We start from the raw sequence: 25,732 nt of genomic DNA, 5'->3' as shown, positions 1-25,732 counted from the left end.
GCATTCCTCAGTCGGTGAACAGATGCGGCGTCCGGGCCAGATCATGCGCGACCTGGGGAGAAACATCCAGAAACCCTGCAATGGCCTGGGCATTCGCCTCGGGGGTGGCGTCGGACGCAACGGTGGCGAAGCGGGCAAAGTCCATGTCGCGCAGACGTTCGACCTCGTGGGCCAGGTCGCCCGCGACGATCGGCAGCAACCGTTCGATCACCGTGTCGGGCGTGCCATCCCCCGCCAGGCCGGTGCGGCGCATGTGGCCGCGCAGATAGGCGTCGTCGAAGGCGGTGTCGATGAACAGGATCCGCGTCTCGGATCTGTCGGCCGCGAAATCGGCGATCAGCGACAGGGCCGAGGGATCGAGGCACAGGACCAGATGTTGCGACCCGAAATCGTCGAAAAGCAGCCTGACCAGGGCGCGGCGATGCCGTTCCCGCTTGGCCACGGTCGAGGCGATCCCCCCCAGGTCGGGCAGTCCCGCATCGCGTTCGTTGAAGATGTAATCGACCGCCGGGATGTCGGTCAGCGCCCGGATGGCTGCCGTCAGGCGCTTGGCGACATGCCATTTCTTCGACACGATCAGGCAAAGGACATGGTTGCGCGACGCGCCCTGATCTTCCCAGAAGCGGAGCGCGAAGCGACGGCCCACCCGGCCGCGGCCGGTCAGGAAGCGGAACAGGCGGGGCGCCTCGTTCGTGATGGGGAAGCTGACGCCCTCGGCCAGCCACAGCGCGCCCAGCTTGGCCCGCAATTCCTGCGCCTCGGCGCTGATCTTGCGGGCGAACAGGTAATCCTGGCGCGTCAGCAGGTCGTAATGGTCGTTGTAGAAGGTTACCGGCATTCCATAATCGGTGAACATCAGGCAGGTGGGCGACCGGCGGCGGATCTGCGCCTTGGGCACCAGATGGGCAACCAGGGTCTGGAAGAAGGTCTCGTCCGGGATCCAGGTGCTGCGGAAAAAGCGCGGCAGGTCGGGGCGTTCCGCGATCAGCGCCAGCAGCGCCTCGACCGTGTGGCGGCGCAGGCACCACCATTGCGACCCGATCATCACCTGGATGCCGGGGGGCAGCGGCCGTTCAAGGCCAAGCCATTGCTGCGCCCGCAGGCTGGCATAGAACAGCCGCTTCGACTTTCGTTCGTTGAACCAGTGGCGATAGGCCAGCCGTTCGCCCTTGATGCCGGTCTTGATCCAGTCGCTGTCGAAGAAGTCGAAGGCTTCGATATAGTCGCATTCGTCCCGGTCCAGGAAGGCGCGGGCATATTCGGCCGACTTGATGGGCATGCAGTCGCCCGACAGCATGTAGAAATGCGTGGCCTGGGGAAAAAGACGCTCGGCCTCGCGCAGCGCCGACAGGGTGGCGGCGACCAGCGACCATTCGCCCCAGCCGCATCGGTATCGCCGGGGTGCGAAGCCGACCCCCGGCGCGTCCGCCAGCAACTGCCGGATCCGGCGGCAATCATCGGCCGGCGCATTGCGGTCATAATGGATGACGACATGATCGCCGCTTGCCGTCAGGCGCCGCGCCTGGTCCACCACGCCTTGCGGATCCTTGTGGGTCAGAAGGATAAAGGCGATGAGGGCCATGGATCCAAGGTCTTCAAGGTGCTGCGGCAAGAAAAGGCGACAGTGCTTGCACCCTTCCCGGTTTCTGTGTGTAAACGCCTTTGACGCGCGCCGACAAGCCGGGTTGCAATCTGAGGAAGTGGGGCACGATGGGCTTTCCCGGGGTCTGGATGACCGAAAGCAAAAGCATGATCTATCGGGTGGTGCCGAAATGCGCCTGCTCGACCATCGGGCAGATCATGTTCTATTCCGACCATGGGCGCTTCTTCGACGGCGACATCCATGATGCGGCCGAAGGCCTGCACAAATGGTCCCAGGACCACAGCAAGCCCCTGATCGAGGCCGCCGTCGCGGGGCACGAGGCCGTGACCTTCACCTGCGTGCGCAATCCTTATGCGCGGATCCTGTCGTCCTTCTTCGACAAGATCGCCGGGATCCAGCGGAACGGGCGGCGCTATCGCGGCAATCTGGTCCCGCAACTGGCGCAGCAATACGGCATCGACGTAGGGGGCCCGGAAAATAACTTCGATTTCGACCAGATCGCCAGCTTCCGCCGCTTTCTGCTGTTCGCGCGCGACACGATCCGCTTCCGCCGCCCGATGGATCCCGACATCCACTGGTCGGCCATCTCGGGCCATGTCGGCACCTTCATCGCCAATGGCGGCCGCTATGACCGCATCTTCTTCACCGAAGCCTTCAACGACGGAATGGCGCAGGTTCTGGATGCGGCGACGATCCCCGTGCCGGTCGATCCGGCATCCGTGCCCCGGTTCAACGAATCCGAAGGGCACGGGCCGAAGCGGGCGCACAAGGTCAGCGACTACTTCGACGACCTGTCACGGCACCTGATCTGGGAAATCTACAAGGACGATTTCCAGCTGTTCCGATACGATTTCGACAACCCCGACAACAAGCTGCCCCTGGGCGACATCGACCTGGACGAGGTTCACGCAAAGCTGGGCCGATAGGGCACCGTCATTCCAGATGGCTTTCCAGGAACCACAGGTCCTTGTCGGCGCTGCGTGACGCGGCCGTAAGGATGTCGGCGGTATCGGCATCGCCCGCCTCGTCCGTGGCGTCGATGGCGGTGCGCAGCTTTTCCCCGTGATCGCGATAACGGTCGCACAGGGCACGGATATGATCCTCGGCCTTGGTCAGGTCGGTCGGATATTCGGCCAAGGTGGTACTGCCCGACACCTTCTCGACGGTGCCCAACGCCACCCCGTCCAGCTGCTGCACGCGTTCGGCCATGACGTCGATCTGTTCGCGCAGGTTGTTGTGCAGCATGTCAAGCAGTTCGTGGACGGCGATGAAATTGCGTCCCTTCACGTTCCAATGCGCCTGCTTGACCGCCAGCGCCAGGGCGATTGAATCGGCCAGCCGCCCGTTCAGTTCCGAAATCGCGGTCTTGCGGGCATTGTCGGTCAGGCCCCTCAGTTCGACAGCCATGATCTGCTCCTTCCATGTTGCGCGGCCCCAACGGCGCGCGACTGTGGGCGGTTCCGGCAAGGCTGACATGCGCCAATGGAAAACGGCGTTCCTGCTGGTGCAGGAACGCCGTCTGGATGGTGCCGGTGATCGGCAGGTGCGGATCAGACCGCGCCCTTGATGAAGGTCACGGCGTCGCCCACGGTCTGGATGGTTTCGGCGGCATCATCGGGGATCTCGATCCCGAATTCTTCCTCGAACGCCATGACCAGCTCGACGGTGTCGAGGCTGTCGGCCCCCAGGTCGTCGATGAAGGACGCGGATTCGACCACCTTGTCCTCCTCGACGCCCAGATGCTCGACCACGATCTTCTTCACGCGATCAGCGATATCGCTCATGTCACATCCTCATTCTCGCGGGCATCCGCCCAATTTTGTACGCGAATGTATAATTCGCCTTGGCACAGGGCGGTTTCCCTGCTGCTCAAGCCGGGGATATAGCACCCGTGAACCCTCTTGCAACCGCTTTTGCGTGGCCGACCTGCGTCAGACCATCGCCATGCCGCCATTCACATGCAGCGTGGCGCCGGTGACATATGCCGCCTCGGGACTGGCAAGATACAGCACCGCCGCCGCGATCTCCTCGGGGCTGCCCATGCGGCCTGCGGGGATCTGGGACAGGATTTTGCCCTTCTGGTCGTCGGTCAGGCTGTCGGTCATGGGCGTGGCGATGAAGCCCGGCGCCACGCAGTTCACGGTGATGCCGCGGGAAGCCACCTCATAGGCCAGGGACTTCGACATGCCGACCAATCCCGCCTTGGCGGCGGCATAATTGCCCTGCCCCGGATTGCCCGTGGCCCCCACGACCGAGGTGATGTTGACGATCCGCCCCCAGCGGGCCTTCATCATGCCGCGCAACGCCGCGCGCGACAGGCGGAAGACGCCCGTCAGGTTCACGTCCATGACCTGCTGCCATTCCTCGTCCGACATGCGCATGAACAGGTTGTCGCGGGTTATACCCGCGTTGTTGACCAGGATGTCGACCGACCCCATGGCGGCCGCGGCATCCTTGATCAGCCCCGCGGCAGCTTCAGCATTTGACAGGTTCGCGGGCACCACATGCGCCCGATCCCCCAAGGCCGAGGCCAGATCGTTCAGCGGCCCCTCGCGCGTGCCCGACAACGCAACCGTTGCGCCCGCGCCGTGCAGGGCCTGGGCGATGGCGCCGCCAATGCCGCCCGATGCGCCCGTCACCAGGGCCGTCTTGCCTGTCAGATCGAACATGGCTGATCCTTCTTCGTTGTCCAAATACCCAAAAGGCCCCGTCAGCCCTTCAGCGCCGCGATATCCAGGGGGGCGCCCACATTGCGCACCGCCGCATCCTTGGCGATGCGCTTGATCATGCCCGACAAGGCCTTGCCTGCGCCGATTTCCCAGAACTCGGTCACGCCGGCCTCGGCCATGTTGGCGATGGATTCGCGCCAGCGGACGGTGCCGGTCACCTGTTCCACCAGCAGGCGCCGGATCGCACCGGGTTCCACCACCGCCTCGGCCCGGACATTGGCGACCAGGGGGACGGCGGGGGGATGGATGTCCACGCCCGCCAGCGCATTGGCCATCACCGCCGCCGCAGGCTGCATCAGCACCGAATGGAAGGGCGCGGAAACCGGCAGCATCAGCGCCCGCTTGGCGCCTGCTGCCTTCATCGCGTCCGCGGCGCGTTCCACCGCGCCCTTGTGCCCGGAAATCACCACCTGCGCCGGATCGTTGTCATTGGCGGCCTGCACCACCTCGTCGCCCGACACCTCGCGCGCGATGTGATCGACGGTGGCGAAGTCCAGGCCCAGGATCGCCGCCATGGCCCCCTGGCCGACCGGCACCGCCTCTTGCATGGCCTGCCCGCGCAGGCGCAACAGCCGCGCCGTGTCCTCAAGCGTCAGCGCCCCTGCCGCGCACAGGGCCGAATATTCCCCCAGCGAATGCCCCGCGACGAAATTGGCGTCCTGGATGCCGAAGCCTTCCGTTTCCAAGGCCCGGAACGCCGCGATCGAGGTGGCCATCAGCGCCGGCTGTGCGTTCTGCGTCAGGGTCAGGGTGTCGATGTCGCCGTTCCAGACCAGGTCCGACAGCTTCTCGCCCAGGGCCTCGTCCACCCGTTCGAACACCTCGCGCGCGGCGGGATAGACCTCGGCCAGTTCGCGTCCCATGCCCACGGTCTGCGCCCCCTGGCCGGGAAAGACGAATGCGCGCATGGGGGCCTCCTGCATGGTGTTGGGTCACAAGGGGATAGCGCGGATGGGGGGCGGGGCGCAACGGGGGCATTCCTCAAGGTCCCGACCCGTCCCCTGCCCCTGCCCCCGCCCCTCAGATATTCATCTGCTGCCCCAGTTCCACGACACGGTTCGACGGCAGGCGGTAATAGTTCGTCGGCTCGGATGCCGACCGGTAAAGGGTCACGAACACCCGCGCCATCCAGTGGGGCATCAGCGTTCCCCGCCCCGCCCGCAGGGTGCGGCGGTTCAGGAAATAGGATGTGGACATGATGTCGAACTTCTGTCCGACATGCCGCGCCTGGGCCAGGGCGCGGGGCACGTTCGGCTGTTCCATATAGCCGAAGACCAGCCGGGCGCGCCAGAAACCGGGGGCGATGTCCTGAAGATGCAGGCGGGCGTCCTCGGGGACGCGGGGGGTGGTGGCGCTTTCGACCTTCACGATGAAGTTGCGCTGATGCAGCACGCGGTTGTGCTTCAGGTTGTGCAGCAGGGCGGGCGGCGCGACCGCCGGGTCGGCGGTCAGGAAGACCGCGGTGCCCGGCACGATCATCGGCGGCGACTTGGAAAGCTTGGCCGCAAAGACATCAAGGGGCACGCTGTCCTGCGCCAGCCGTTCCTGAAGCCGTCGCATCCCTTCGACCCAGATCACCATCGCCGCAATAGCGACCGCCGCAAACAGCAGCGGGATATATCCGCCGTCCAGCAGCTTCAGCAGGTTGGCCGAGAAGAAGATCAACTCGATCCCCAGGACCGGGACCATCACAACGGCGATCAGCGGCCAGCGCCAGTTCCAGGCCCAGCGGAACACCACCACCGCCAGAATGGACGTGATGACCATGTCCCCGGTCACGGCGATGCCATAGGCGCTTGCCAGCCGGGCCGAGGATCCGAAGGACAGCACCAGCGCCACGACCCCGAACATCAGGATCGAGTTGACCTTGGGCAAGAAGATCTGGCCCGCCTGCCGGTCCGAGGTGTGGTTGATGTGCAGGCGCGGCAGGATGCCCATCTGCACCGCCTGCGCCGCCACCGAGAACGCGCCCGAGATCACCGCCTGGGACGCGATCACCGTGGCCGCCGTGGCCAGGATCACCAGCGGCGCCAGGAACCAGGACGGCGCCATCAGGAAGAACGGGTTCGACACGGTTTCGGGATGCGCCAGGACCATCGCCCCCTGCCCCAGATAGGACAACGCAAGGGCCGGGAAGACCAGCACGCTCCAGGCGATGCGGATCGCGCTGCGGCCGAAATGGCCCATGTCGGCATAAAGCGCCTCGGCCCCGGTCACGGCCAGGAAGACCAATCCCAGGACAGGCATGGCGGCGATACCGTAATCGGTCAGGAACGCCGCCGCCCGCAGGGGGTTGAGCGCCTGCAGGATCCGGGCGTCGTCCGCGATATGGCTGATGCCCAGGACCGCCATGGTGGAAAACCAGACCAGCATCACCGGCCCGAACAATCGCGCGATCCGGTCCGTGCCGCCGCGCTGCACCCAGAACAGGACGATCACGATCGCCAGCGTGACGGGCACCACCCAGGCCTGGAAGCCCGGCTCGATCAGGGCCAGCCCCTCGACCGCGGACAGGACGGAAATCGCGGGGGTGATCATGCTGTCGCCGAAGAACAGCGACACCCCCACGATCCCCAGCAGCATCAGCAGGCGGCGGCTTTTCGATCGCGGCCCCTTCTTCAGCGCGCCCTGGGCCTTGGCGACCAGCGACAGGGTTCCGCCTTCGCCGTTGTTGTCGGCGCGCAGGATCAACACCACATACTTGATCGTCACGATCAGGACGACCGTCCAGAACAGCAGGGACACGATGCCGATGACCGAGCTTTCGGGCAGGCCCTCCTCGTGCGCGTGAACCAGCGATTCGCGCAGCGCATAAAGCGGCGAGGTGCCGATGTCGCCATAGACCACCCCAAGGCAGGCCAGCACAAGCGCGGGACCGGCCTTGGAATGGGAATGATCTTCAGACACTGGGTCTGCCGCGGAATGATCGCGCGCGGCGCCGTCGCTTGCCATATGGCACCCCGTCAGGGACTTTGCGCCGGTATGCGCCTGCCACCATCGCCGTTCAAGAAAAATGTCGGCCCCGGCCTGGCGCCAACGAAAAAGGGGCCGCGACGGCCCCTTTTCCCGGCATCCTGGCGTCTGGCCGATCAGCCGACCAGTTCAAGGCCCGAGAAGAAGAAGGCGATTTCTTCCTTGGCGGTTTCCGGCGCGTCCGAACCGTGGACCGAATTCTCGCCCACGGACAGCGCGAATTCCTTGCGGATGGTGCCCTCGTCGGCCTGGGCCGGGTTGGTGGCGCCCATCACTTCGCGGTTCTTGGCAATGGCGTTCTCGCCTTCCAGGACCTGCACGACGACGGGTTCGGATGCCATGAACTCGACCAGCTCGCCATAGAAGGGGCGGTCCTTGTGGACTTCGTAGAACTTGCCGGCCTGGGCGGGCGACAGGTGGATGCGCTTCTGCGCGACGATGCGCAGGCCCGCTTCCTCGAACTTGGCGTTGATCTTGCCGGTCAGGTTGCGGCGGGTGGCGTCGGGCTTGATGATGGAAAGCGTGCGTTCGATGGCCATGAGGCGTCCCTTTTGCTGTGGCAGGCGGGACAGTCCCGCCCGGTCAAGACATCCGCGCCCGGTTATCAGGGATGGTATCTGCGGGCAAGCCGGGGGCATGATGCCCGCAAAACCGACGAAAGGCCCGATCCATGACCGACCGTCCCGACGCCCCTGCCCCGCAGCCGCGCCTGCATCCCGGCCCCATCGCCATGGCCTTCGCAACGGCGATCCTGCTGGCCGCCGCCTGGATGTGGTCGAACATGCTGCTTCTGGGGTTCGGCGCGATCCTGATCGCCATCGCGCTTCGGGCAGGGGGGACGTTCCTGCAGCAGCGCACGGGCGTCGGCATCAAGACCGGCGTGCTGCTGTCGGTCCTGGCGGCCGTCCTGGTCATCGCGGGGATCGTGGCCTGGGCGGGGCCGGCGATCTCGGACCAGTTCCGGCAGCTGATCGGCAGCCTGCCCGACGCCTGGGAACAGGTGAACGCGTGGCTGGGCGACAGCTCGTTCGGTCAGTTCCTGGAACGGCAGGTGAAGGACGCCTCGACCGGCGGCGAGGCGTCGCCCTCGGGCCTGCCCTCGATGTTCAGCTATCTGACCGGGACGCTGACCACGGTCTTCGGCGGGGTGGCGAACCTGGTGCTGCTGGTGACGGTGGCGATCTTCCTGGCGCTGGATGCGGGGATGTACCGGGGCGGAGCCTTGCGCCTGGTGCCGCCGTCCTATCGCCCGCGCGCGGGCGGGATCGCAAACGAACTGGCCCGCGCCCTGGCCCGCTGGATGGGGGGGCAGGCGCTGGACATGGTGCTGGTGGCGCTTGTGACGGGGCTGGGCCTGTGGCTGCTGGGCGTGCCCCTGGCCCTGGTGCTTGGCCTGATCGCCGGGCTGACCAACATCATCCCGGTGGTCGGGCCGTTCCTGTCGGGGGTGCCCGCGGTGCTGTTTGCGCTGACCCAGGGCTTCGACATGGCGGTCTATGTCGCGCTTCTGTTCGTGGTGGTCCAGCAGGTCGAAGGCAACCTGCTGATGCCACTGATCCAGAGATTCGCCGCCGACCTGCCGCCCGCGCTGACGGTGCTGGCGATCCTGGCCTTCGGCAGCCTGTTCGGCTTCGCGGGCATCATCCTGGCCACGCCGCTGCTTCTGGTCGGCATCATCCTGGTCAAGCGCATCTATGTCGAGGACATCCTGGGCGACCGGCAGGACGATTGAAACTTCGCAGATCGCTCACGACATCGCGTCATGATGGTTTCCGCTGACAGGGGGCGTCACATGCAATCCTTGTGCAAGGGCCGATACCTGGCCCGACTGGCCCGGACATCCGACGACCTGCGCGCGGCGCAGCGTCTGCGCTGGCTGTGCTTCGTCGCGCGCAACGGCGCGGCGGACGGGCGGGATGGCGGCGGGCTGGACGCCGACGCCCTGGACGCCGCCTGCCGCCACATGCTGGTCGAGGACACATCGACCGGCCGGCTTGTCTGCTGCTTCCGCTTCCTGCCGCTGGCAGGGGGCGGCGACATCGACCGCAGCTATTCGGCGCAGTTCTATGACCTGTCGGCGCTGGAATCCTTCGATGCCCCGCTGTTGGAGGTCGGGCGCTTCTGCGTCCATCCGGGCACGCAGGATCCCGACATCATCCGCACTGCCTTGGCCGCCCTGTCCCGCATCGTCGAGGAGAACGGGATCAGGATGCTGTTCGGCTGTTCCAGCTTCATGGGAACCGAACCGGCCCTTCATGCCGACGCTTTCGCCATGCTGCGCGCCCGCCACCTGGCCCCGCGCCGCTGGCTGCCGCGCGTGAAGGCGCCGAACGTCTTCCGCTTTGCCCGCGCGCGACTGTCGAGCCCGCCCGATGCAAGGCGGGCCATGGCCGCGATGCCGCCCCTGCTGCGCAGCTATCTGGCATTGGGCGGCTGGGTCAGCGACCATGCGGTCGTCGATCCCGTGCTGCGCACCATGCATGTCTTCACGGGGGTCGAGGTCGGCGCGATCCCCCCTGCTCGCCGCCGTCTGCTGCAAAGAGCGGCAAGCTGATTTCAGGACTGCCCGCCCCTTGGGCGAAACGCCTGCCGGATGGGCAGAAGCCCGGGCAATAAGCGAAAGGGACAAAGCCCCTTGTGGCGCCGGATTGACCTTTGGCCGGTCCGGCCGCCCCTTCAAGGCATGTTCGACACAGCCCCTCCAGCCCCTCGTCTTCAGCGCAGCACAGGCGCCGCGCATGTGGTCATGGGCCCGCGCGGGCTTGCCGATCTGGCGCAGTCGGGTTCCGCCAAGGCCATGCTGCCGCGCATGACCGCCGGCCTGCCCGAGATCGCCTTCCTGAACACCTCGGGCGGGCTGGCCTCGGGCGACCGGCTGTCCTTCGCCGTGACCCTGCGGCCCGGCGCGCGGGTGCTGGCGACAACCCAGACCGCCGAACGCGCCTATCGCGCCAAGGCGGTCCCGGCGCGGGCCGAGGTCCGGCTGGCCGTGGGCGCGGGCGGCTGGCTGGACTGGCTGCCGCAGGAAACCATCCTGTTCGAGGGCAGCGCCCTTTGCCGCGACACGCAGGTGGATCTGGCCCCCGGCGCCGGCTGCCTGCTGCTGGAAATGATCGTGCTGGGCCGCCTGGCCATGAGCGAGGATCCGTCCCGCATCCGCTTTCGCGACCGCCGCACCGTGCGCCGGGACGGGCGGCTGATCCACCACGACGCCCTGGCCCTGGACGACGCCGCGCTGCTTCGGCGGCACGGGACGGCCCTTCTGAGCGACGCCCGCGCCCTGGCGACGCTGGCGGTGGTCGCGCCCCATGCGCCCGACCTTCTGGCGCGTGCCCGCGCCGTCCTGGACGAACCCGGCGTCGCCGGCGCGGCAAGCGCCCCGCCGGGGCGGCTGGTGGTCCGCTGCCTGGCCCGCGACGACTGGCCGCTGCGCCGGCAGGTCATCCGCCTTCTGGCCGCACTGCGGCCCGATCCCCTCCCCCGCATCTGGCAGGTCTGACGATGAACCTTACCCCGCGCGAACGCGAAAAGCTGCTGGTCTCGGTTGCCGCGATGGTGGCGCGCGGCCGCCTGGCCCGAGGCGTCAAGCTGAACCACCCCGAGGCGATCGCGCTCATCACCGATTTTGTGGTCGAGGGCGCACGCGACGGGCGCAGCGTGGCCGACCTGATGCAGGCGGGCGCGCATGTCATCTCGGCCGGGCAATGCATGGAGGGCGTTCCCGCCATGATCGAGTCCGTCCAGGTCGAGGCCACATTCCCCGACGGGACCAAGCTGGTCACCGTCCACCACCCGATCCGCCAAGAGGCCTGAATGAAGAAGATCCCCTTTGCCGCCGCCCTTCTGCTGCCGCAGGCCGCCCTGGCCCATGTCGGCCATCACGACCAGGGCCAGTTCCTTTCGGGCCTGTCGCATCCGCTGGGGGGCGCCGATCACCTGCTGGCGATGGTGGCGCTTGGCCTGCTGGCCGCCCAGGCCGGCGGCCGGGCGCTTTGGGCGCTGCCCCTAGCCTTTGTCGGCAGCATGATTGCGGGCGGATTTATGGGCTTTGCCGGGCTGCCCTTTCCGGGGGTCGAGCCGATGATCCTGGCCTCGGTCGTGATCCTGGGCGCGCTTGTCGCGATGGCCGCGCGCCTGCCGCTGGCGGCGATGGTTCCCGGCGTGGCGCTGTTCGGGATGGCGCATGGCTGGGCGCATGGCGCGGAAGGCCCGGCGGCGGGGCTGGCCGCCTATGCGGCGGGCTTCGCGGTGGCAACACTTGCGCTGCATGGGGTGGGCATTGGCGCGGCGCGGATACTGGAACGCGGGATGGCCCTGCGCGTCCTTGGCGGCGGCACGGCGGCCGGGGGCCTTGTTCTGGCGATGGTGGGCTGAATGATCCGCAGGATTGTTCCGGGCGAAATCCTGCCCGCCCCCGGCGAGATCGTCCTGAACCAAGGGCGCGATCCCGTCACGCTGATGGTCGCCAATACCGGCGACCGCCCGATCCAGGTCGGCAGCCATTACCATTTCGCCGAAACCAACCCGGCCCTGCGCTTCGACCGCGCCGCCGCGCGCGGGATGCGCCTGTCGATCCCCGCTGGCACCGCCGTCCGGTTTGAGCCCGGCCAGTCGCGCGAGGTTCGCCTGATCCCCTTCGCGGGCGACCGCATCGTGCAGGGATTCCGCAAAGACGTCATGGGGGTGCTATGACCCGCCTGTCCCGCGCCGATTACGCCGCGCTTTACGGCCCCACCACCGGCGACCGCATCCGGCTGGCCGATACCGAGTTGCTGATCGAGGTCGAGCGCGACCTGACCATCCTCGGAGAGGAGGTGAAGTTCGGCGGCGGCAAGGTCGTCCGCGACGGCATGGGCCAGTCCCAGGTCACGCGCGAAGGCGGGGCCATGGACACGGTCATCACCGGCGTCGTGGTCTTCGACCATGGGGGCATCGTGAAGGCTGACGTGGGCCTGCGCGACGGCCGCATCGCGGGCATCGGCAAGGCGGGCAACCCCGACACCCAGCCCGGCGTGACGCTGGTCATCGGGCCGGGCACCGAGATCATCGCGGGCGAAGGGCGCATCCTGACGCCCGGCGGCTTCGACTGCCACATCCACTACATCTGCCCGCAGCAGGTGGACCATGCGCTGCATTCCGGCGTCACCACGCTGCTGGGCGGCGGCACCGGCCCCGCGCATGGCACACTTGCCACCACCTGCACCCCCGGCCCCTGGCACATCGCTCGGATGATGGAAGCCTGCGCCGACCTGCCCGTCAACATCGGCATCGCCGGCAAGGGCAACGCCAGCGTCCCCGCGCCGCTAGAGGAGCAGATCCGCGCCGGCGCCTGCGCGCTGAAGCTGCACGAGGACTGGGGCACCACCCCCGCCGCCATCGACAACTGCCTGACGGTGGCCGATGCCATGGACGTTCAGGTGATGATCCACACCGACACGCTGAACGAATCCGGTTTCGTCGAGGATACGATGGCCGCCATCGCGGGCCGCACCATCCACGCCTATCACACCGAAGGCGCGGGCGGCGGCCACGCCCCCGACATCATCCGCATGGTCGGCATGGGGAATGTCCTGCCCTCGTCCACCAACCCGACGCGGCCCTATACGGCCAACACCGTCGAGGAACATCTGGACATGCTGATGGTCTGTCACCACCTCGACCGCCGGGTCCCCGAGGACGTGGCCTTCGCCGAATCCCGCATCCGGCGCGAAACCATCGCGGCCGAGGACATCCTGCACGACCTGGGGGCGTTCAGCGTCATTTCCTCGGACAGCCAGGCGATGGGCCGGATCGGAGAGGTGATCATCCGCACCTGGCAGACGGCCGACAAGATGCGCCGCCAGCGGGGCCGGTTGCCCGAGGAGACGGGCCAGAACGACAACCTGCGCGCCCGCCGCTATATCGCCAAATACACGATCAACCCGGCCATCGCGCATGGCGTTTCCGCCCATATCGGCAGCATCACGCCGGGCAAGCGGGCCGACCTGGTGCTGTGGTCGCCCGCCTTCTTCGGCGTGAAGCCGGAAATGGTTCTGGTCGGCGGGCAGATCAGCGTGGCTCAGATGGGCGATCCGAACGGCTCGATCCCCGTGCAGCCGATCTTCAGCCGTCCGATGTGGGGGCATACGGGCCGGGCTTCCGCGTTGTTCGTGTCGAAGGCGGGCCTGGAAGCCGGCGCGGGGGACAACTTGCACAAGACCCTGATCGCGGTGGAAAACACCCGAGGCATCGGCAAGGCCGACATGGTCCTGAACGCCGCCATGCCCGCCATCGAGGTGGACCCGGAAACCTACGAGGTCCGCGCCGACGGGCAGTTGCTGACCTGCGAACCGGCCACGGAATTGCCCATGGCCCAACGTTATTTCCTGTTCTGAGGGACCCCATGATCACCGCCACCCGCATCATCCGCAACGCCCCCGCCCCCTTTGACGGCGAAATCGCGCTGGATTACGAAGGCCGCCTGCTTCGCCGCAAGAAGCTGGCCTGCGGCACGGGCGACTTCCTGGTCGATCTGCCCGAGGTGACAAGCCTGGAAGACGGCGACGCCTTCGAACTGTCCGACGGCCGCCGCATCGTCACGCGCGCGAAACCCGAACCGGTGCTGGTCATCCGCGGCCATCTGGCACGCCTTGCCTGGCATATCGGCAACCGCCACACCCCCTGCCGGATCGAGGCCGACCGCCTGATCATCCGCCAGGATCATGTCCTGGAAGCCATGCTGCGCCAGCTTGGGGCAGAGATCCAGCACGCGGACCTGCCTTTCCGTCCGGAAGGCGGCGCCTATGGACATGGCCGGACCTTCGGCCATGACCACGGATCTTCGCACCATCACGCGCATGACCACAGCCACGCCCATCACCACGCCTGAGGCCGCGCGCCTGCATCTGGCCCAGGTCCTGTCGCCCGCCTTTCCGGTAGGCGGCTTCGCCTGGTCGCAGGGGCTGGAATGGGCCATGGACGGGGGCCTCGTCACCCGCGCCACCTTGGCCCAATGGCTTGCCGACTGGATGGACTTCGGCGCGGGCTGGACCGATGCGGTCATGGTCGCGCTGTCGCTGCGCGCCGCCGATCACGCGGCCCTGGACGACCTGGCCCGCGCCGCCTGCCCGACCTCGCAGCGCCTGGCCGAGACGGTCGAACAGGGCACCGCCTTCGCCGCCAACATCGCCGCGCTGACTGGGCGGCAGCAGCCTCCCGCGGCGTTGCCCGTGGCCTTTGGGCGGGCTTGCGCCGCCATGCCCCTGCCGCACCCAGAGATCATCGCGGCCTTCCTGCAGGCCCAGGCTGCTGCCTTGATCAGCGCCGCCGTCCGCTTCATGCCGCTGGGCCCGGTCGAAGGCCAGCGGATGCTGGCGGCGCTTCAACCCGCGATCCTTGCCGCCGCCGCGCGCGCTGCCACGGCGACCGAGGACGACCTCGCCTCTGCAAGCTGGGGCGCCGACATCGCCGCCATGCGCCACGAAACCATGCCCGTCAGGATATTCAGATCATGAGCAACACCGGCCCCCGCCATGGACCCTTGCGCGTCGGCATCGGCGGCCCCGTCGGCGCGGGCAAGACCACGCTGACCGAGCAACTGGCCCGCGCGCTTGCGCCGCGCCTGTCGATGGCGGTCGTCACCAACGACATCTATACCCGCGAGGACGCCGAGGCCCTGATGCGCGCCCAGGTTTTGCCCGCCGAACGCATCCGGGGCGTGGAAACCGGCGGCTGCCCCCATACCGCGATCCGCGAGGATGCCAGCATCAACCTGGCCGCCATCGCGGACCTGAACGCGGCCTTTCCGGATCTGGACCTGATCCTGATCGAATCGGGCGGCGACAATCTGGCTGCGACCTTCTCGCCGGAGCTGGCGGACCTGACGATCTATGTCATCGACACGGCGGCGGGCCAGGACATTCCCCGCAAGCGCGGGCCGGGACTGGCGCGGTCGGATCTGCTGGTGGTGAACAAGACCGACCTTGCGCCCCATGTCGGCGTGGACGCCGGACTGCTTGAATCCGATGCGCGGAATGCGCGTGGCGCCCGCCCGGTGATCATGGCGCAACTGCGCCACGGCCAGGGGGTGGACCGGATCGTCGATTTCCTGATTGACCAGGGCGGATTGCAGCCGCGCGCAGCCTGAACCTGCCTGCGGCGCGGGCAATTGCCCGCAGGGTTGCCCAGGGTCCACCCAGTTGCCGCATCCCCCGCCCGAAACCTGCCCAAGGCCTGTTCAGCCCCGGCAAATCCCGTCTTGCTGCAGGTGCGAAGGCCCTGCGCCTTCACGGGAACAACAGGGACACAGGGCCGAACGGCCGGGGAAGGTGATGATGAACAAACTGTCCGCGATGCTGGCGCTGACCACCGCCATGGCATTGGCAACGGGCGCGATGGCGCAGGACGGCGAGCCGATCAAGATCGGCGTGCTGCATTCGCTATCGGGCACCATGGCGATCTCGGAAACCACGCTGAAGGACACGGTCCTGATGATGGTGGAACGGCAGAACGCCAAGGGCGGGCTGCTGGGCCGTCCGCTGGAAGCCGTGGTCGTGGATCCGGCATCCGACTGGCCGCTGTTCGCCGAAAAGGCGCGCGAATTGCTGACCGTCAGCGAGGTGGACGCGATCTTCGGCTGCTGGACCAGCGTCAGCCGCAAATCCGTGCTGCCGGTGATCGAGGAACTGAACGGGTTGCTGTTCTATCCCGTCCAATACGAAGGCGAGGAGTCGTCCAGGAACGTGATCTATACCGGCGCCGCGCCGAACCAGCAGGCGATCCCGGCGGTGGACTATATGGCCGAGGAACTGGGCGTTGAGAAATGGGCGCTGCTGGGCACCGACTATGTCTATCCGCGCACCACGAACAACATCCTGGGCGCCTATCTCAAGGGCAAGGGCGTGGCGGAAGGCGACATCTTCGTCAACTACACCCCCTTCGGCCATTCGGACTGGTCCAAGATCGTGGCGGATGTCGTGGCGCTTGGCGCGGATGGCAAGAAGGTCGGCGTGGTCTCTACCATCAACGGCGACGCCAATGTGGGCTTCTACAAGGAACTGGCGGCGGCGGGCGTTTCGGCCGACGACATCCCGGTCATGGCCTTCTCGGTCGGAGAGGAGGAACTGGCGGGCCTGGATACCGCGAACCTGGTCGGTCACCTCGCCGCCTGGAACTATTTCCAGACCGCCGAATCGGATGCCAACACCGCCTTCATCGAGGAATGGAAAACCTTCATCGGCGACGACGACCGCGTGACCAACGACCCGATGGAGGCCACCGTGATCGGCTTCAACGCCTGGGTCGCGGCCGTGGAAAAGGCGGGCACCACCGATGTCGATCCGGTCCTGGACGCCCTTGTCGGCGTCGAGGTTCCGAACCTGACCGGCGGCACCGCGACCGTCTTGCCGAACCACCACCTGACCAAGCCCGTCCTGATCGGGGAAATCCGCGAGGACGGCCAGTTCGACATCGTCAGCCAGACCGAACCCGTGCCGGGCGATGCCTGGACCGACTTCCTGCCGGAATCCGCCAAGCTGGAAGCCGACTGGCCGGGCAAGGACTGCGGCATGTTCAACACCCAGACGAACGCCTGCGTGCAGGTCCAGTCGAACTATTGACCCTTGCCGGGGCGGTCCCGCCGCCCCCCTTCGCCCAAGGAACACGCCATGATCCGCCCGCTGATCGCCCTTGCCCTGACGCTGCTTCTGGCGCTGCCCGCCAGCGCGAACCCCGCGCTTGAGGCGGTGGTGGCCGAGAACCTGGACCAGATCGAAAATCCCTCGCGCCGCACGGTCGAACCCCTGGTGGCGCAGATCGCCGCCACCGGACCCGAGGGGCTGGCCCTGCTGGCCGCCTGGGCGGGCCGCGCGCTTGGGGTGACGGATGACGGGCGGCTGCTGATCGTGGATGGCGACGCCGCCACCGATGCCGTGACCGGCCAGCCCGTTCCCGGCGCCGATCCCAAGATGCTGCGCCCCAATTCCGGCGTGCGCGGCATCATCGAATCCGCCCTTGTCGCCGGAGAGATTTCCAGCCCCGATCCGGCCCGCCGCGCCGCCGCCCTGGCCAGCATCGCCCGCGACGGCACCGCCGAGCATCTTGCGGCCCTGCGCGCCGCCCCGGCCGAGGCCGATCCCGCCCTGGCCGCGCAGCGGGACCGGGTGACGGCCCTTCTGGCGATCCGCTTCGATCCCGACCCCGCCGCCCGCGTCGCGGCGATCGAGGCGATGTCGGGCGATGTCGGCCTGGACTTCCGGGCCGCGCTGAACCCGCTGCTGGCGACAACCCGCGTCGCCGCCCCTGCCAGGCCGGATGCCAACATCGCCCGCGAACTGACGGTGGGCGAGGCCGACTTCCCGCGAGAGGCCGCCATCGCCCTGCTGACCAGCCAGGGCGTCCTGCAACCCCGCCTGACCCCCGCCGATCAGCGCAACGCGCTTGCCGCCAATATCGTGGACGGAAGCGTGGGCGGCGTCCCGGTGGCCGAGCTTTCGGATCCGGCAGCCCGCGACCGCGCCTACGAGGCGCTTGAAGCCTCGGGCGCCGTGCCCCCCGCCGCGACCGAGGCCGAGGCCGAGGCAGCCATAGACGCCCACCGTTTCTTCGAAATCTACGCTGAGCCGAACAGCGACGTGACCGACGCCGCCCGCGCGGCGCAGACCGGCGCGCAGGTGCGGCTGGCGGCGATGACCGGCATCGATCTGGGGCTGGACGCGCTGTCCCTGGCCTCGATCTATTTCCTGGCGGCCATCGGGCTGGCCGTCACCTTCGGCGTGATGCGCGTCATCAACATGGCGCATGGCGAGTTCATCATGATGGGCGCCTATACCGGCTATGTCGTCCAGACCCTGGTCGCTGACCGCACCCTGTCGCTGGTCCTGGCCCTGCCGCTGGCCTTCGCCGTGACCTTCGGCGCGGGGGTGTTGCTGTATCGGCTGGTCATCCGCCACCTGGCGCATCGCCCGCTGGAAACGCTGCTGGCGACCTTCGGCGTGTCCATCGCGCTTCAGCAGCTTGCCAAGAACATCTTCGGCACCCAGGCCCGCCCACTGACCGCCCCCGCCTGGCTGGAAGGCGCGATCACCGTCAACGACGTGATCTCGATCAGTTCCATCCGGGTGGCGATCTTCGTCCTGGCGCTCCTGTTCCTGGGCCTGTTCCTGTTCATCATGAAGCGCACCCGCCTGGGGCTGGAGGTCCGCGCCGTGACCCAGAACCCCGGCATGGCGGCGTCGATGGGCATCAACCCCGACCGCATCGCCATGATGACCTTCGGCCTGGGGTCGGGCATCGCAGGCATTGCGGGCGTGGCCATCGGGCTGTTCGCGCAGGTCACGTCCGAACTGGGCCAGCACTACATCGTGCAAAGCTTCATGACGGTGGTCGTGGGCGGCGTCGGCAATATCTGGGGGACGCTGGCGGGCGCCGCGCTGATCGGCGGGCTGTCCAAGGTGATCGAGTTCCTGAACCCCGCCAACACGCTCGCCGCGCAGACCTTCATGATCCTGTTCATCATCATCTTCATCCAGTTCCGGCCGCGCGGCATCATCCCGCAGCGCGGCCGCGCGGCAGAGGCGTGACCCAATGACCGAAAAGCTGACCCGGCAGCCCTTCATCCTGCGCAATCCCTCCATCCTGGTCGTGCTGGCGGTCCTGGCCGTCTTCACCGTCGCCGTCACCCTGCTGAGCCAGGCCTATGGCAACGGCACCGTCCCGACCTCGACCGTGAAGGTGCTGGGCAAGACCCTGTGCCTGGCGCTTGCGGCGGTGGCGATGGACCTGGTCTGGGGATACCTGGGCATCCTGTCGCTGGGCCAGATGGCCTTCTTCGCCCTTGGCGGCTATCTGATCGGGCAATGGCTGATGTATGCGCGGACCGAAGGCATCGTCGCCGCGTCGCTGGCCCAGAACCCGATCCCGCCCACGACGGCGGAACTGCAGGAAGGCGTCGCCAACCAGATCTTCGGCGTTGTCGGATCGTCCGACCTGCCGCTGGCCTGGTCCTTCGCCCATTCGCTGCCGATCCAGCTTCTGCTGGTCCTGGCGGTGCCCGGCCTGCTGGCCCTGGCCTTCGGCTGGCTTGCGTTCCGCAGCCGCGTGAACGGCGTCTATCTGTCGATCCTGACCCAGGCGATGACGCTGGCCCTTGCGCTGTGGCTGTTCCAGAACGACAGCGGCTTTCGCGGCAACAACGGGCTGTCGGGGCTGCAGAACATCCCCGGCCTGGACGCGGTCGATCAGGCCACCCTGTCGGTCTGGTTCCTTTGGGCCTCTGCCCTGGCCCTGGGGCTGGCATACGTGCTGGCGGCCTGGCTGGTCAGCGGCAAGTTCGGCAGCGTGGTCCGCGCCATCCACGACGACGAAACCCGCGTGCGGTTCCTCGGCTACCCGGTCGAGGGTTTCAAGCTGGTGGTCTTCACCCTGGCCGCGATGATCACGGCCGTGGCGGGCGCGCTGTATTATCCGCAGGCCGGGATCATCAACCCGGCGGAACTGATGCCAATCGCCTCGATCTACCTGGCCGTCTGGGTCGCCATCGGCGGGCGGGGCAGGCTTTACGGCGCGATCATCGGGGCGGCGTTGGTGTCGCTGTTGTCAAGCTGGTTCACCGGCGGGCGCGCTCCCGATATCCACCTGCCGGGCTATACCGTCAACTGGGTGGACTGGTGGCAGGTGGCGCTTGGCTTGGGCTTCGTGCTGGTCACGCTGTTCGCGCCCAAGGGCATCGCCGGGGTCGTGGACCGGATCGGCCCGCTTCGCGCCCCTTCCCCCGAACACTACGCCAAGGAGGCCAAGGCATGAGCGCCCTTCTGGAGGTGGACAGCATCTCGGTCAGCTTCGACGGCTTCAAGGCCATCGACAACCTGTCCTTCAACATCGGAAATGCGGAACTGCGCGCCGTGATCGGCCCCAACGGCGCGGGCAAGACCACCTTCATGGACATCGTGACCGGCAAGACCCGGCCCGACGCGGGCGACGTGAAATGGGGCACACCGCCGAAATCGCTTCTGAAGATGAACGAAGCCCAGATCGCCCGCGCCGGCATCGGCCGCAAGTTCCAGCGCCCCACCGTCTTCGAGGACCAGACCGTCGCCGACAACCTGACCATGGCGCTGAAGGCCAATCGCAACCCCTTCGCGGTGCTTGGCTGGCGGCCAACGGTGGACTCGACGGGCAAGGTGGCCGAACTGGCCTCCGAGGTCGGATTGGCGGCCCAGATCACCCGCAAGGCGGGCGAGTTGTCGCACGGCCAGAAGCAATGGCTGGAGATCGGGATGCTGCTGGCCCAGGAACCCCGCCTGCTGCTGGTCGACGAACCCGCAGCCGGGATGACCCTGGCCGAACGCGAACAGACCACCGCGCTGCTGGTGCGTCTGGCCCGGACACGGGCCGTGGTCGTGGTCGAACACGACATGGACTTCGTGCGCCGCCTGAACTGCAAGGTCACCGTGCTGCACCAGGGGTCCGTCCTGGCCGAGGGCTCGCTGGACCATGTGACCCGCAACCCCGACGTCATCGAAGTCTATCTGGGGCGCTGACATGCTGGAAGCCACCAACCTGACCCTGCATTACGGCAGCAGCCAGATCCTGCACGGGATCGACATCGCCGCGCGTCCCGGATCGGTCACCTGCGTGATGGGCAACAACGGCGTGGGCAAGACCTCGCTGATGAACCTGCTGGCCGGGCGGCATCCCCGATCCGGCGGCGACATCGCCTTCGACGGCAAGCCCCTGGGCCGCGTCACCGCCCAGCAGATGGCGCGGCTGGGCGTGGGCTATGTCCCGCAGGGCCGGGCGATCTTTCCCATGCTGACCGTGCGCGAGAACCTGGAGACGGGCTTTGCCTGCCTGCCCCGCCCCGACCGCCGCATCCCGGACGAGATCTTCGACAGCTTCCCCGTCCTGGCCGAAATGGCGCACCGCCGCGGCGGCGACCTGTCGGGCGGCCAGCAGCAGCAGCTTGCCATCGCCCGCGCGCTGATCACCAAGCCCCGCGTCCTGCTGCTGGACGAACCGACCGAGGGGATCCAGCCCAACATCATCAGCCAGATCGGCCGCGTCATCGCCGCCCTGCGCGACCGGGGCGACATGGCCATCGTGCTGGTGGAACAGTTCTTCGATTTCGCCTGGGATCTGGGCGACGATTTCCTGGTGCTGGAACGGGGTCGTGCCGTCATGCAGGGTCCCAAAGCCAGCCTGCGCCGCGCCGATCTGCATGCCCGGCTGGCCGGTCACGCGGCGGCGTGACGGCCTTTCGCGCAGCTCAACGGAGCCGCGCATGGAGCGCTGATCGGCCTCGGCCTCGCGGTGAGCCTGCCACTGATCGTGATCTTCTCGGGCCACGGGAACTTCGTCAGCCGCATGGACGGGCAGCAGGAAAGGGCCCCCCCGAATGGCAGGGGGAGGTCGATTTCCCGGGCCCGAAGCTGAAGCTGCCGCCTCGATCCTGGCAATCCCGGGAATCCACCTGCTGAAGGTCTGCATGGATGTCAGCACTGCCAAGACAAAGCGGAAGGCCAAGGCCCTGATGCTGGACTAGCCGGGCAAGCGGGCCCGGCCCATGGCTCGCATCCGCAGCAGGTCAACCGCCAGGAAGAAGGCCAGGCTGACGCCCAGCACCGGCAGCGCCCAGCCAAGGGCCAGGGCCAGGACCGCCCAGACCAGACGCTGCACCGCCGACAGGCGGCGCCAACTGGACCACAGCGGCTCGCCCGTCGCGGGACGGCGCGCCCACCACATCCGATAGCCATAGACGATCATCGCCATCAGCCCGATCGCCACCGCCGCCATCAGGATCTGGTTCGGCAGGCCGAACAGCACGCCCATATGCGCGTCGATGCCCCAGCGAACCAGCTTGGGGATCAGCGTGAAGTCGGCGAAATCGGCGCGGCTGGTGATCTGCATCGTGTCGGGATGGATCGCCACTGTATCCACCTGGGTGGGCCAGCTGCGGTCGTATTCGCGCACCACCCAGGCCTGTTCCGGCTTGGGCAGGCGGATCTCGATCAGCGGGGAATCGATCCCGCCCGCGCGGGCGGCGGCGGCCACGGCGTCAAGCTGGTCCAGCCGGTCTTCCCGAACCGCCATGCCGTGCCCCGCGTGATCGCCATGGTCCGACGCGGGCACCGCAGCCCCTTCAAGCGCCGTGCTGGCCGAGGGCGTGACCCAGCCCAGTCCGGCGCGTAAGGCGTCGATCCGCGCGCCGCCCTGCTGCGACCAGGTCAGGCCGGTCAGCGACACGAACAGCAACGCCAGCGACAGGACCAGCCCGATGGTGGAATGCAGCCAGCGGCGGCGCTGCGGGGCGGGCATCTCGGCGACCGTCCGGCGGCGGCGCGGACCGGTGGCCCACAGCGCGACCCCGCCAAGGACGGCGACCCACAGCCAGCTTGCGGCCAGTTCGCTGTAATATCGGCCAAGGCTGCCCAGCATCATGTTGCGGTGCAGGTAATCCAGCGCGATGCGGAAGGGCAGGATCCCGGTGGTGCCATAGGTCGTCAGGTCGCCCCGCACCTCCAGCGTGGCGGGATCGACGAACAGCGTCCGGTTTTCGGATTCGCCAAGCGAGGGGTCGGAAAACATGATCCGCGTGGTGGTTCCGGGCGCGGTCGCGGGGCGGACGGCGGATACCGCAAGCCCCGTGCCCAGGGCCGTGCGCGCGGCCAGGGCCTGATCGGCCAGGTTGCGAGCAGGACCGGTGCTGTCGGTGTAAAGCGCGTCCCGATACAGCCAGGATTCGATCTGCGGCGTCAGGACGTAAAGCAGCCCGGTCAGGGCCGCGACGAAGATGAAGGGGCCGACGAACAGCCCGACATAGAAATGCATCCGCAGCATGAATGGACGCAGCGCGGTTCGGGCGGCAACGGCCCGGGGGGAATCGGTGATATGGGACATGGACAAGACCTGAAGGACAAGAGCATGTGCCACCCTTTCGGGCGGCGCGGCTTTGATTCAGATCAGGTGGGGCGGGCCACGCTTCGGAAGGGCGGGATCGCGCGCATGACCCGCCGCCCGGCGGATCTGCGGCAGCACGATCCGGGCCAGGATGCGCTGTTCGACCGTCAGCAGGGACGGCGCGACCACGGGCAGGCCCGACGGCGGCGGCAGGTTGCACAAGGGACAGTGCCCGCCGTGGCCCCGATTGCCGTCGCCGTGATCCTCGCACAGGATCTCGTCCAGGCTGACGCCCGCCATGGTCCATGCCTGAAGCCGCAGGTCCATCTCTGAGGGAAGGGGACGCGCCGACAGCCCCGCCGCCAGGGCAAGGGTCAGCAGGGCCAGAAAGGCCATGCCGAAAAGCCGGGGGGACAATCTGTGCCACATGGGCTCCGCGATGCCAGATCCGGTCCCCACGTGGCAAGCGTTATCTTGACGCAGCCCTAGCGCTTGCGTTCCCAGCGGCCGGATTCCTCGGACCAGTATTCGGCCGCCACGCCCGCGCCGGTCAGCACCCGCCACTGATCGCGCGCCCGCGCCGTGGCGGTCGCATCGCCGCCGTCGAAGATGATGCAGGTGCGGGTCAGGGCCTGGCATTCGGCGGGCGCCACCTCGGCCCCGTCAAGCGCCATCAGGCAGGCGGGGGCATTGGCGGCCCCCTGCCCCGCCAGCGTCAGCAGCACAGGCTGGCGCGCGTCATGCGGCCCGCCCGCCAGCCCGTGCGGCAAAAAGCCGTCGCCCTGCCACAGGTGCAGATCCAGCCGTTCCATCCGCGCCGGATCGGTGCCGCGCAGTTCCACCTGCCAGCCCACCGCCAGCGACTTGCCGATCAGCACCGGCAAGAGGCTTTCGGCCGGGGATCGGGTCAGGTGATAGAACAGCGCGTTGCCCATCGGGGCTATTTCGCCTCGTAGCTGTCGCGGATCAGGCGGTCCAGCGTCATGACCCCCCAGCCGGTCGCCCCCTTCGGCGCCAGGTCGGTCGCAGCCGGCGGCAGGGCCACGCCCGCGATGTCGATATGCGCCCAGGGCGTGCCTTTGCGGATGAAGCGTTGCAGGAACTGCGCGGCCGTGATCGATCCCGCCGCCCGCCCGCCGGTGTTCTTCATGTCCGCAAGGCGCGACTTGATGAGGTTGTCATAGGGCTGGCCCAGGGGAAGGCGCCATGCCCCCTCGCCCTCGGCCCTGGCGGCGGCCAGGATGTTGTCGGCAAGCGCGTCGTCATTGGCAAAGACGCCCGCGTTGTCATGCCCAAGCGCGATGATGACCGCGCCGGTCAGCGTCGCCAGGTCGATCACGGCGGACGGGTTGAAGCGCGTCTGCGCGTACCACAGCACGTCGGCCAGGACCAAGCGCCCTTCGGCATCGGTGTTGATCACCTCAATCGTGTCGCCCTTCATGGATTTCACAATGTCGCCCGGGCGCTGGGCCTTGCCGTCGGGCATGTTTTCCACCAGGCCCACCAGCCCCACGACGTTCGCCTTGGCCCGGCGCAGGGCCAGGGTGCGCATGACGCCCGCGACGACGCCCGCGCCGCCCATGTCCATCGTCATCTCCTCCATCCCCGCTGCGGGCTTGATCGAGATGCCGCCGGTGTCGAAGACCACGCCCTTGCCGACCAGGGCCAGGGGCGCTTCCTCCCCGCCGCCGTTCCAGTGCATGACCACCACCTTGGAGGGGCTTTCCGACCCCTGCCCCACGCCCAGCAGCGCGCGCATTCCCAGGTCGGCCAACTGGTCTTCCTCCAGCACCTCGACGGTCAGGCCGATCTCCTCCATCGCCTTAAGGCGGTCGGCGAAATCGCTGGTGGTCAGGACATTGGCCGGCTCGTTCACCAGGTCGCGGGTGAAGAACACGCCCTCGGCCACGGCGGCGGCGTCCTGGGCGGCCCTGGCCAGGGTTTCGGGATCGGCGGCCATGAAGGTCACGCGGGCCTTTTCCGACACCGGCTCGGCCGGGGTTTCGGGGGCGCTGTCGGCCTGGGCGTCCGCAAGGACGGCGTTTTCGGGTTCATGCGTGACGCTTTGCGGGATCGGGTCGGCGCCTGCATCCCCGTCGCCATCCGCAGGCTTGGTCTGATAGACCGAGAAATCGTATCCGCGCAGCGCGATGCCAAGCGCGATCTCGTTCGCCAGCGGATGCGCGCCCGCCAGCACCAGCGTGTGGGTCTTGCCCAGCTTGGCGCCGATGGCGGCGCCCGCCTTGCGCGCCTGCGCCACCTTGGCGTCATCGGGCAGGGCGACCAGCATCAGCGCATCCGCCGCCATGCCCGCCGGAAAGGCCAGTTCCAGCGCCGCGCCGGGTTTAAGCGCCTTGCCCGCCTTCGATTCCATCGCCCGCTGCGCCGCCTGATGGGTCGCCTCGGGCAGGCCCGGCGGCAGATCGCCCCCCGGCGCGACGATCATCGCCACCCGTCCCTGATGCCCGGCCAGACGGTCGGTTGCGGTTTCCGTGAAGGTGATCTCGACAGGGTGGGTCATGGCGTCCTCATCATTCTGCGCAAGAAAGCCTAG

Annotated in this window: 27 protein-coding genes; 16 read left to right on the top strand and 11 right to left on the bottom strand. The window is 67.8% G+C overall.

What is annotated here, in order from left to right:
- Window positions 1–7 precede the first annotated feature (7 nt).
- Entirely contained in the window at window positions 8–1,582 is a 1,575-nt protein-coding gene (locus CK944_RS10915; protein ID WP_103173091.1) for a DUF5928 domain-containing protein, read from the bottom strand.
- Between the two features lie 128 nt (window positions 1,583–1,710).
- Here CK944_RS10915 and CK944_RS10910 point away from each other — a divergent pair, with 128 nt between their 5' ends.
- The gene (locus CK944_RS10910) at window positions 1,711–2,529 is read left to right on the top strand and encodes a sulfotransferase family protein (protein ID WP_103173090.1); all 819 of its coding nucleotides are present in this window, start codon (window positions 1,711–1,713) and stop codon (window positions 2,527–2,529) included.
- A 7-nt stretch (window positions 2,530–2,536) separates the two neighbouring features.
- Here CK944_RS10910 and dps read toward each other — a convergent pair whose 3' ends face one another.
- The 6 genes from dps to ndk all read right to left on the bottom strand — a co-directional run bounded on the left by dps (window position 2,537) and on the right by ndk (window position 7,844).
- Entirely contained in the window at window positions 2,537–3,010 is a 474-nt protein-coding gene (dps, locus tag CK944_RS10905; RefSeq protein WP_103173089.1) for a DNA starvation/stationary phase protection protein Dps, read from the bottom strand.
- A 143-nt stretch (window positions 3,011–3,153) separates the two neighbouring features.
- Entirely contained in the window at window positions 3,154–3,387 is a 234-nt protein-coding gene (locus CK944_RS10900) for an acyl carrier protein (protein WP_089387089.1), read from the bottom strand.
- A gap of 147 nt (window positions 3,388–3,534) precedes the next feature.
- A complete protein-coding gene (fabG, locus tag CK944_RS10895; protein ID WP_103173088.1) occupies window positions 3,535–4,272 on the bottom strand; it encodes a 3-oxoacyl-ACP reductase FabG in 738 nt (245 codons plus the stop codon).
- Between the two features lie 41 nt (window positions 4,273–4,313).
- Window positions 4,314–5,240 (bottom strand): ACP S-malonyltransferase, encoded by a 927-nt coding sequence (gene fabD, locus CK944_RS10890; protein ID WP_103173087.1) that lies wholly within the window; start codon window positions 5,238–5,240, stop codon window positions 4,314–4,316.
- 112 nt (window positions 5,241–5,352) lie between these two features.
- Entirely contained in the window at window positions 5,353–7,239 is a 1,887-nt protein-coding gene (locus CK944_RS10885; protein WP_239986039.1) for a potassium transporter Kup, read from the bottom strand.
- Window positions 7,240–7,421: 182 nt separating this feature from the next.
- Window positions 7,422–7,844, bottom strand: coding sequence for a nucleoside-diphosphate kinase (ndk, locus tag CK944_RS10880; protein WP_103173085.1), 423 nt, complete (start codon window positions 7,842–7,844; stop codon window positions 7,422–7,424).
- A 131-nt stretch (window positions 7,845–7,975) separates the two neighbouring features.
- Between ndk and CK944_RS10875 the strand changes: the two genes are divergently transcribed.
- From CK944_RS10875 to urtE, 15 genes are all read left to right on the top strand, one after another.
- Complete coding sequence (locus CK944_RS10875) at window positions 7,976–9,037, top strand: AI-2E family transporter (protein WP_103173084.1); 1,062 nt, start codon at window positions 7,976–7,978, stop codon at window positions 9,035–9,037.
- A gap of 60 nt (window positions 9,038–9,097) precedes the next feature.
- On the top strand, window positions 9,098–9,859 hold the full coding sequence (locus CK944_RS10870) for a GNAT family N-acetyltransferase (RefSeq protein WP_103173083.1): 762 nt from the start codon (window positions 9,098–9,100) through the stop codon (window positions 9,857–9,859).
- Window positions 9,860–9,988: 129 nt separating this feature from the next.
- A complete protein-coding gene (locus tag CK944_RS10865) occupies window positions 9,989–10,804 on the top strand; it encodes an urease accessory protein UreD (protein WP_103173137.1) in 816 nt (271 codons plus the stop codon).
- 2 nt (window positions 10,805–10,806) lie between these two features.
- A complete protein-coding gene (locus CK944_RS10860; RefSeq protein WP_103173082.1) occupies window positions 10,807–11,118 on the top strand; it encodes an urease subunit gamma in 312 nt (103 codons plus the stop codon).
- Entirely contained in the window at window positions 11,119–11,679 is a 561-nt protein-coding gene (locus CK944_RS10855; RefSeq protein WP_103173081.1) for a HupE/UreJ family protein, read from the top strand. It begins immediately after the preceding gene.
- A 12-nt stretch (window positions 11,680–11,691) separates the two neighbouring features.
- Window positions 11,692–11,997 (top strand): urease subunit beta, encoded by a 306-nt coding sequence (locus CK944_RS10850; RefSeq protein ID WP_103173136.1) that lies wholly within the window; start codon window positions 11,692–11,694, stop codon window positions 11,995–11,997.
- Entirely contained in the window at window positions 11,994–13,679 is a 1,686-nt protein-coding gene (ureC, locus tag CK944_RS10845) for an urease subunit alpha (protein ID WP_103173080.1), read from the top strand. The genes CK944_RS10850 and ureC overlap by 4 nt, the downstream gene beginning before the upstream one ends.
- Window positions 13,680–13,687: 8 nt before the next feature.
- Window positions 13,688–14,173, top strand: coding sequence for an urease accessory protein UreE (locus tag CK944_RS10840; protein ID WP_103173079.1), 486 nt, complete (start codon window positions 13,688–13,690; stop codon window positions 14,171–14,173).
- Window positions 14,142–14,798 carry an urease accessory protein UreF gene (locus CK944_RS10835; RefSeq protein ID WP_371411665.1) on the top strand — a complete coding sequence of 219 codons (657 nt, stop codon included), beginning with the start codon at window positions 14,142–14,144 and terminating at the stop codon, window positions 14,796–14,798. Before CK944_RS10840 ends, CK944_RS10835 begins: the two co-directional genes overlap by 32 nt.
- On the top strand, window positions 14,795–15,430 hold the full coding sequence (gene ureG, locus CK944_RS10830) for an urease accessory protein UreG (RefSeq protein WP_103173077.1): 636 nt from the start codon (window positions 14,795–14,797) through the stop codon (window positions 15,428–15,430). Before CK944_RS10835 ends, ureG begins: the two co-directional genes overlap by 4 nt.
- Window positions 15,431–15,614: 184 nt before the next feature.
- The gene (gene urtA, locus CK944_RS10825) at window positions 15,615–16,901 is read left to right on the top strand and encodes an urea ABC transporter substrate-binding protein (protein WP_371411664.1); all 1,287 of its coding nucleotides are present in this window, start codon (window positions 15,615–15,617) and stop codon (window positions 16,899–16,901) included.
- 48 nt (window positions 16,902–16,949) lie between these two features.
- Complete coding sequence (gene urtB / locus CK944_RS10820) at window positions 16,950–18,863, top strand: urea ABC transporter permease subunit UrtB (RefSeq protein WP_103173076.1); 1,914 nt, start codon at window positions 16,950–16,952, stop codon at window positions 18,861–18,863.
- 4 nt (window positions 18,864–18,867) lie between these two features.
- Window positions 18,868–20,085, top strand: coding sequence for an urea ABC transporter permease subunit UrtC (gene urtC, locus CK944_RS10815; RefSeq protein ID WP_103173075.1), 1,218 nt, complete (start codon window positions 18,868–18,870; stop codon window positions 20,083–20,085).
- Window positions 20,082–20,822 carry an urea ABC transporter ATP-binding protein UrtD gene (gene urtD / locus CK944_RS10810; protein ID WP_103173074.1) on the top strand — a complete coding sequence of 247 codons (741 nt, stop codon included), beginning with the start codon at window positions 20,082–20,084 and terminating at the stop codon, window positions 20,820–20,822. Before urtC ends, urtD begins: the two co-directional genes overlap by 4 nt.
- Before the next feature lies 1 nt (window position 20,823).
- Window positions 20,824–21,531: an urea ABC transporter ATP-binding subunit UrtE gene (gene urtE / locus CK944_RS10805; protein WP_103173073.1), complete on the top strand. Its 708-nt coding sequence runs from the start codon at window positions 20,824–20,826 to the stop codon at window positions 21,529–21,531.
- A 288-nt stretch (window positions 21,532–21,819) separates the two neighbouring features.
- Here the strand turns inward: urtE and CK944_RS10795 are convergent, their stop codons facing one another.
- Genes CK944_RS10795 through CK944_RS10780 form a run of 4 tightly spaced genes read right to left on the bottom strand, consistent with a single transcriptional unit; the run spans window position 21,820 to window position 25,699 of the window.
- Entirely contained in the window at window positions 21,820–23,178 is a 1,359-nt protein-coding gene (locus CK944_RS10795; RefSeq protein ID WP_103173072.1) for a PepSY domain-containing protein, read from the bottom strand.
- 57 nt (window positions 23,179–23,235) lie between these two features.
- Window positions 23,236–23,607: a hypothetical protein gene (locus CK944_RS10790; RefSeq protein ID WP_146038642.1), complete on the bottom strand. Its 372-nt coding sequence runs from the start codon at window positions 23,605–23,607 to the stop codon at window positions 23,236–23,238.
- Window positions 23,608–23,663: 56 nt separating this feature from the next.
- Window positions 23,664–24,113: a DNA polymerase III subunit chi gene (locus tag CK944_RS10785; RefSeq protein WP_103173070.1), complete on the bottom strand. Its 450-nt coding sequence runs from the start codon at window positions 24,111–24,113 to the stop codon at window positions 23,664–23,666.
- Window positions 24,114–24,118: 5 nt separating this feature from the next.
- Window positions 24,119–25,699, bottom strand: a complete 1,581-nt coding sequence (locus CK944_RS10780) for a leucyl aminopeptidase (protein ID WP_103173069.1) — start codon at window positions 25,697–25,699, stop codon at window positions 24,119–24,121.
- Between the last annotated feature and the right edge of the window lie 33 nt (window positions 25,700–25,732).

Origin of the sequence: Paracoccus sp. SY (assembly GCF_002901215.1) — a bacterium.
GTDB lineage: Bacteria > Pseudomonadota > Alphaproteobacteria > Rhodobacterales > Rhodobacteraceae > Paracoccus > Paracoccus acridae.
The sequence above is the reverse complement of the archived record's forward strand: the minus strand, read 5'-3'. Positions and strand labels throughout refer to the sequence as shown.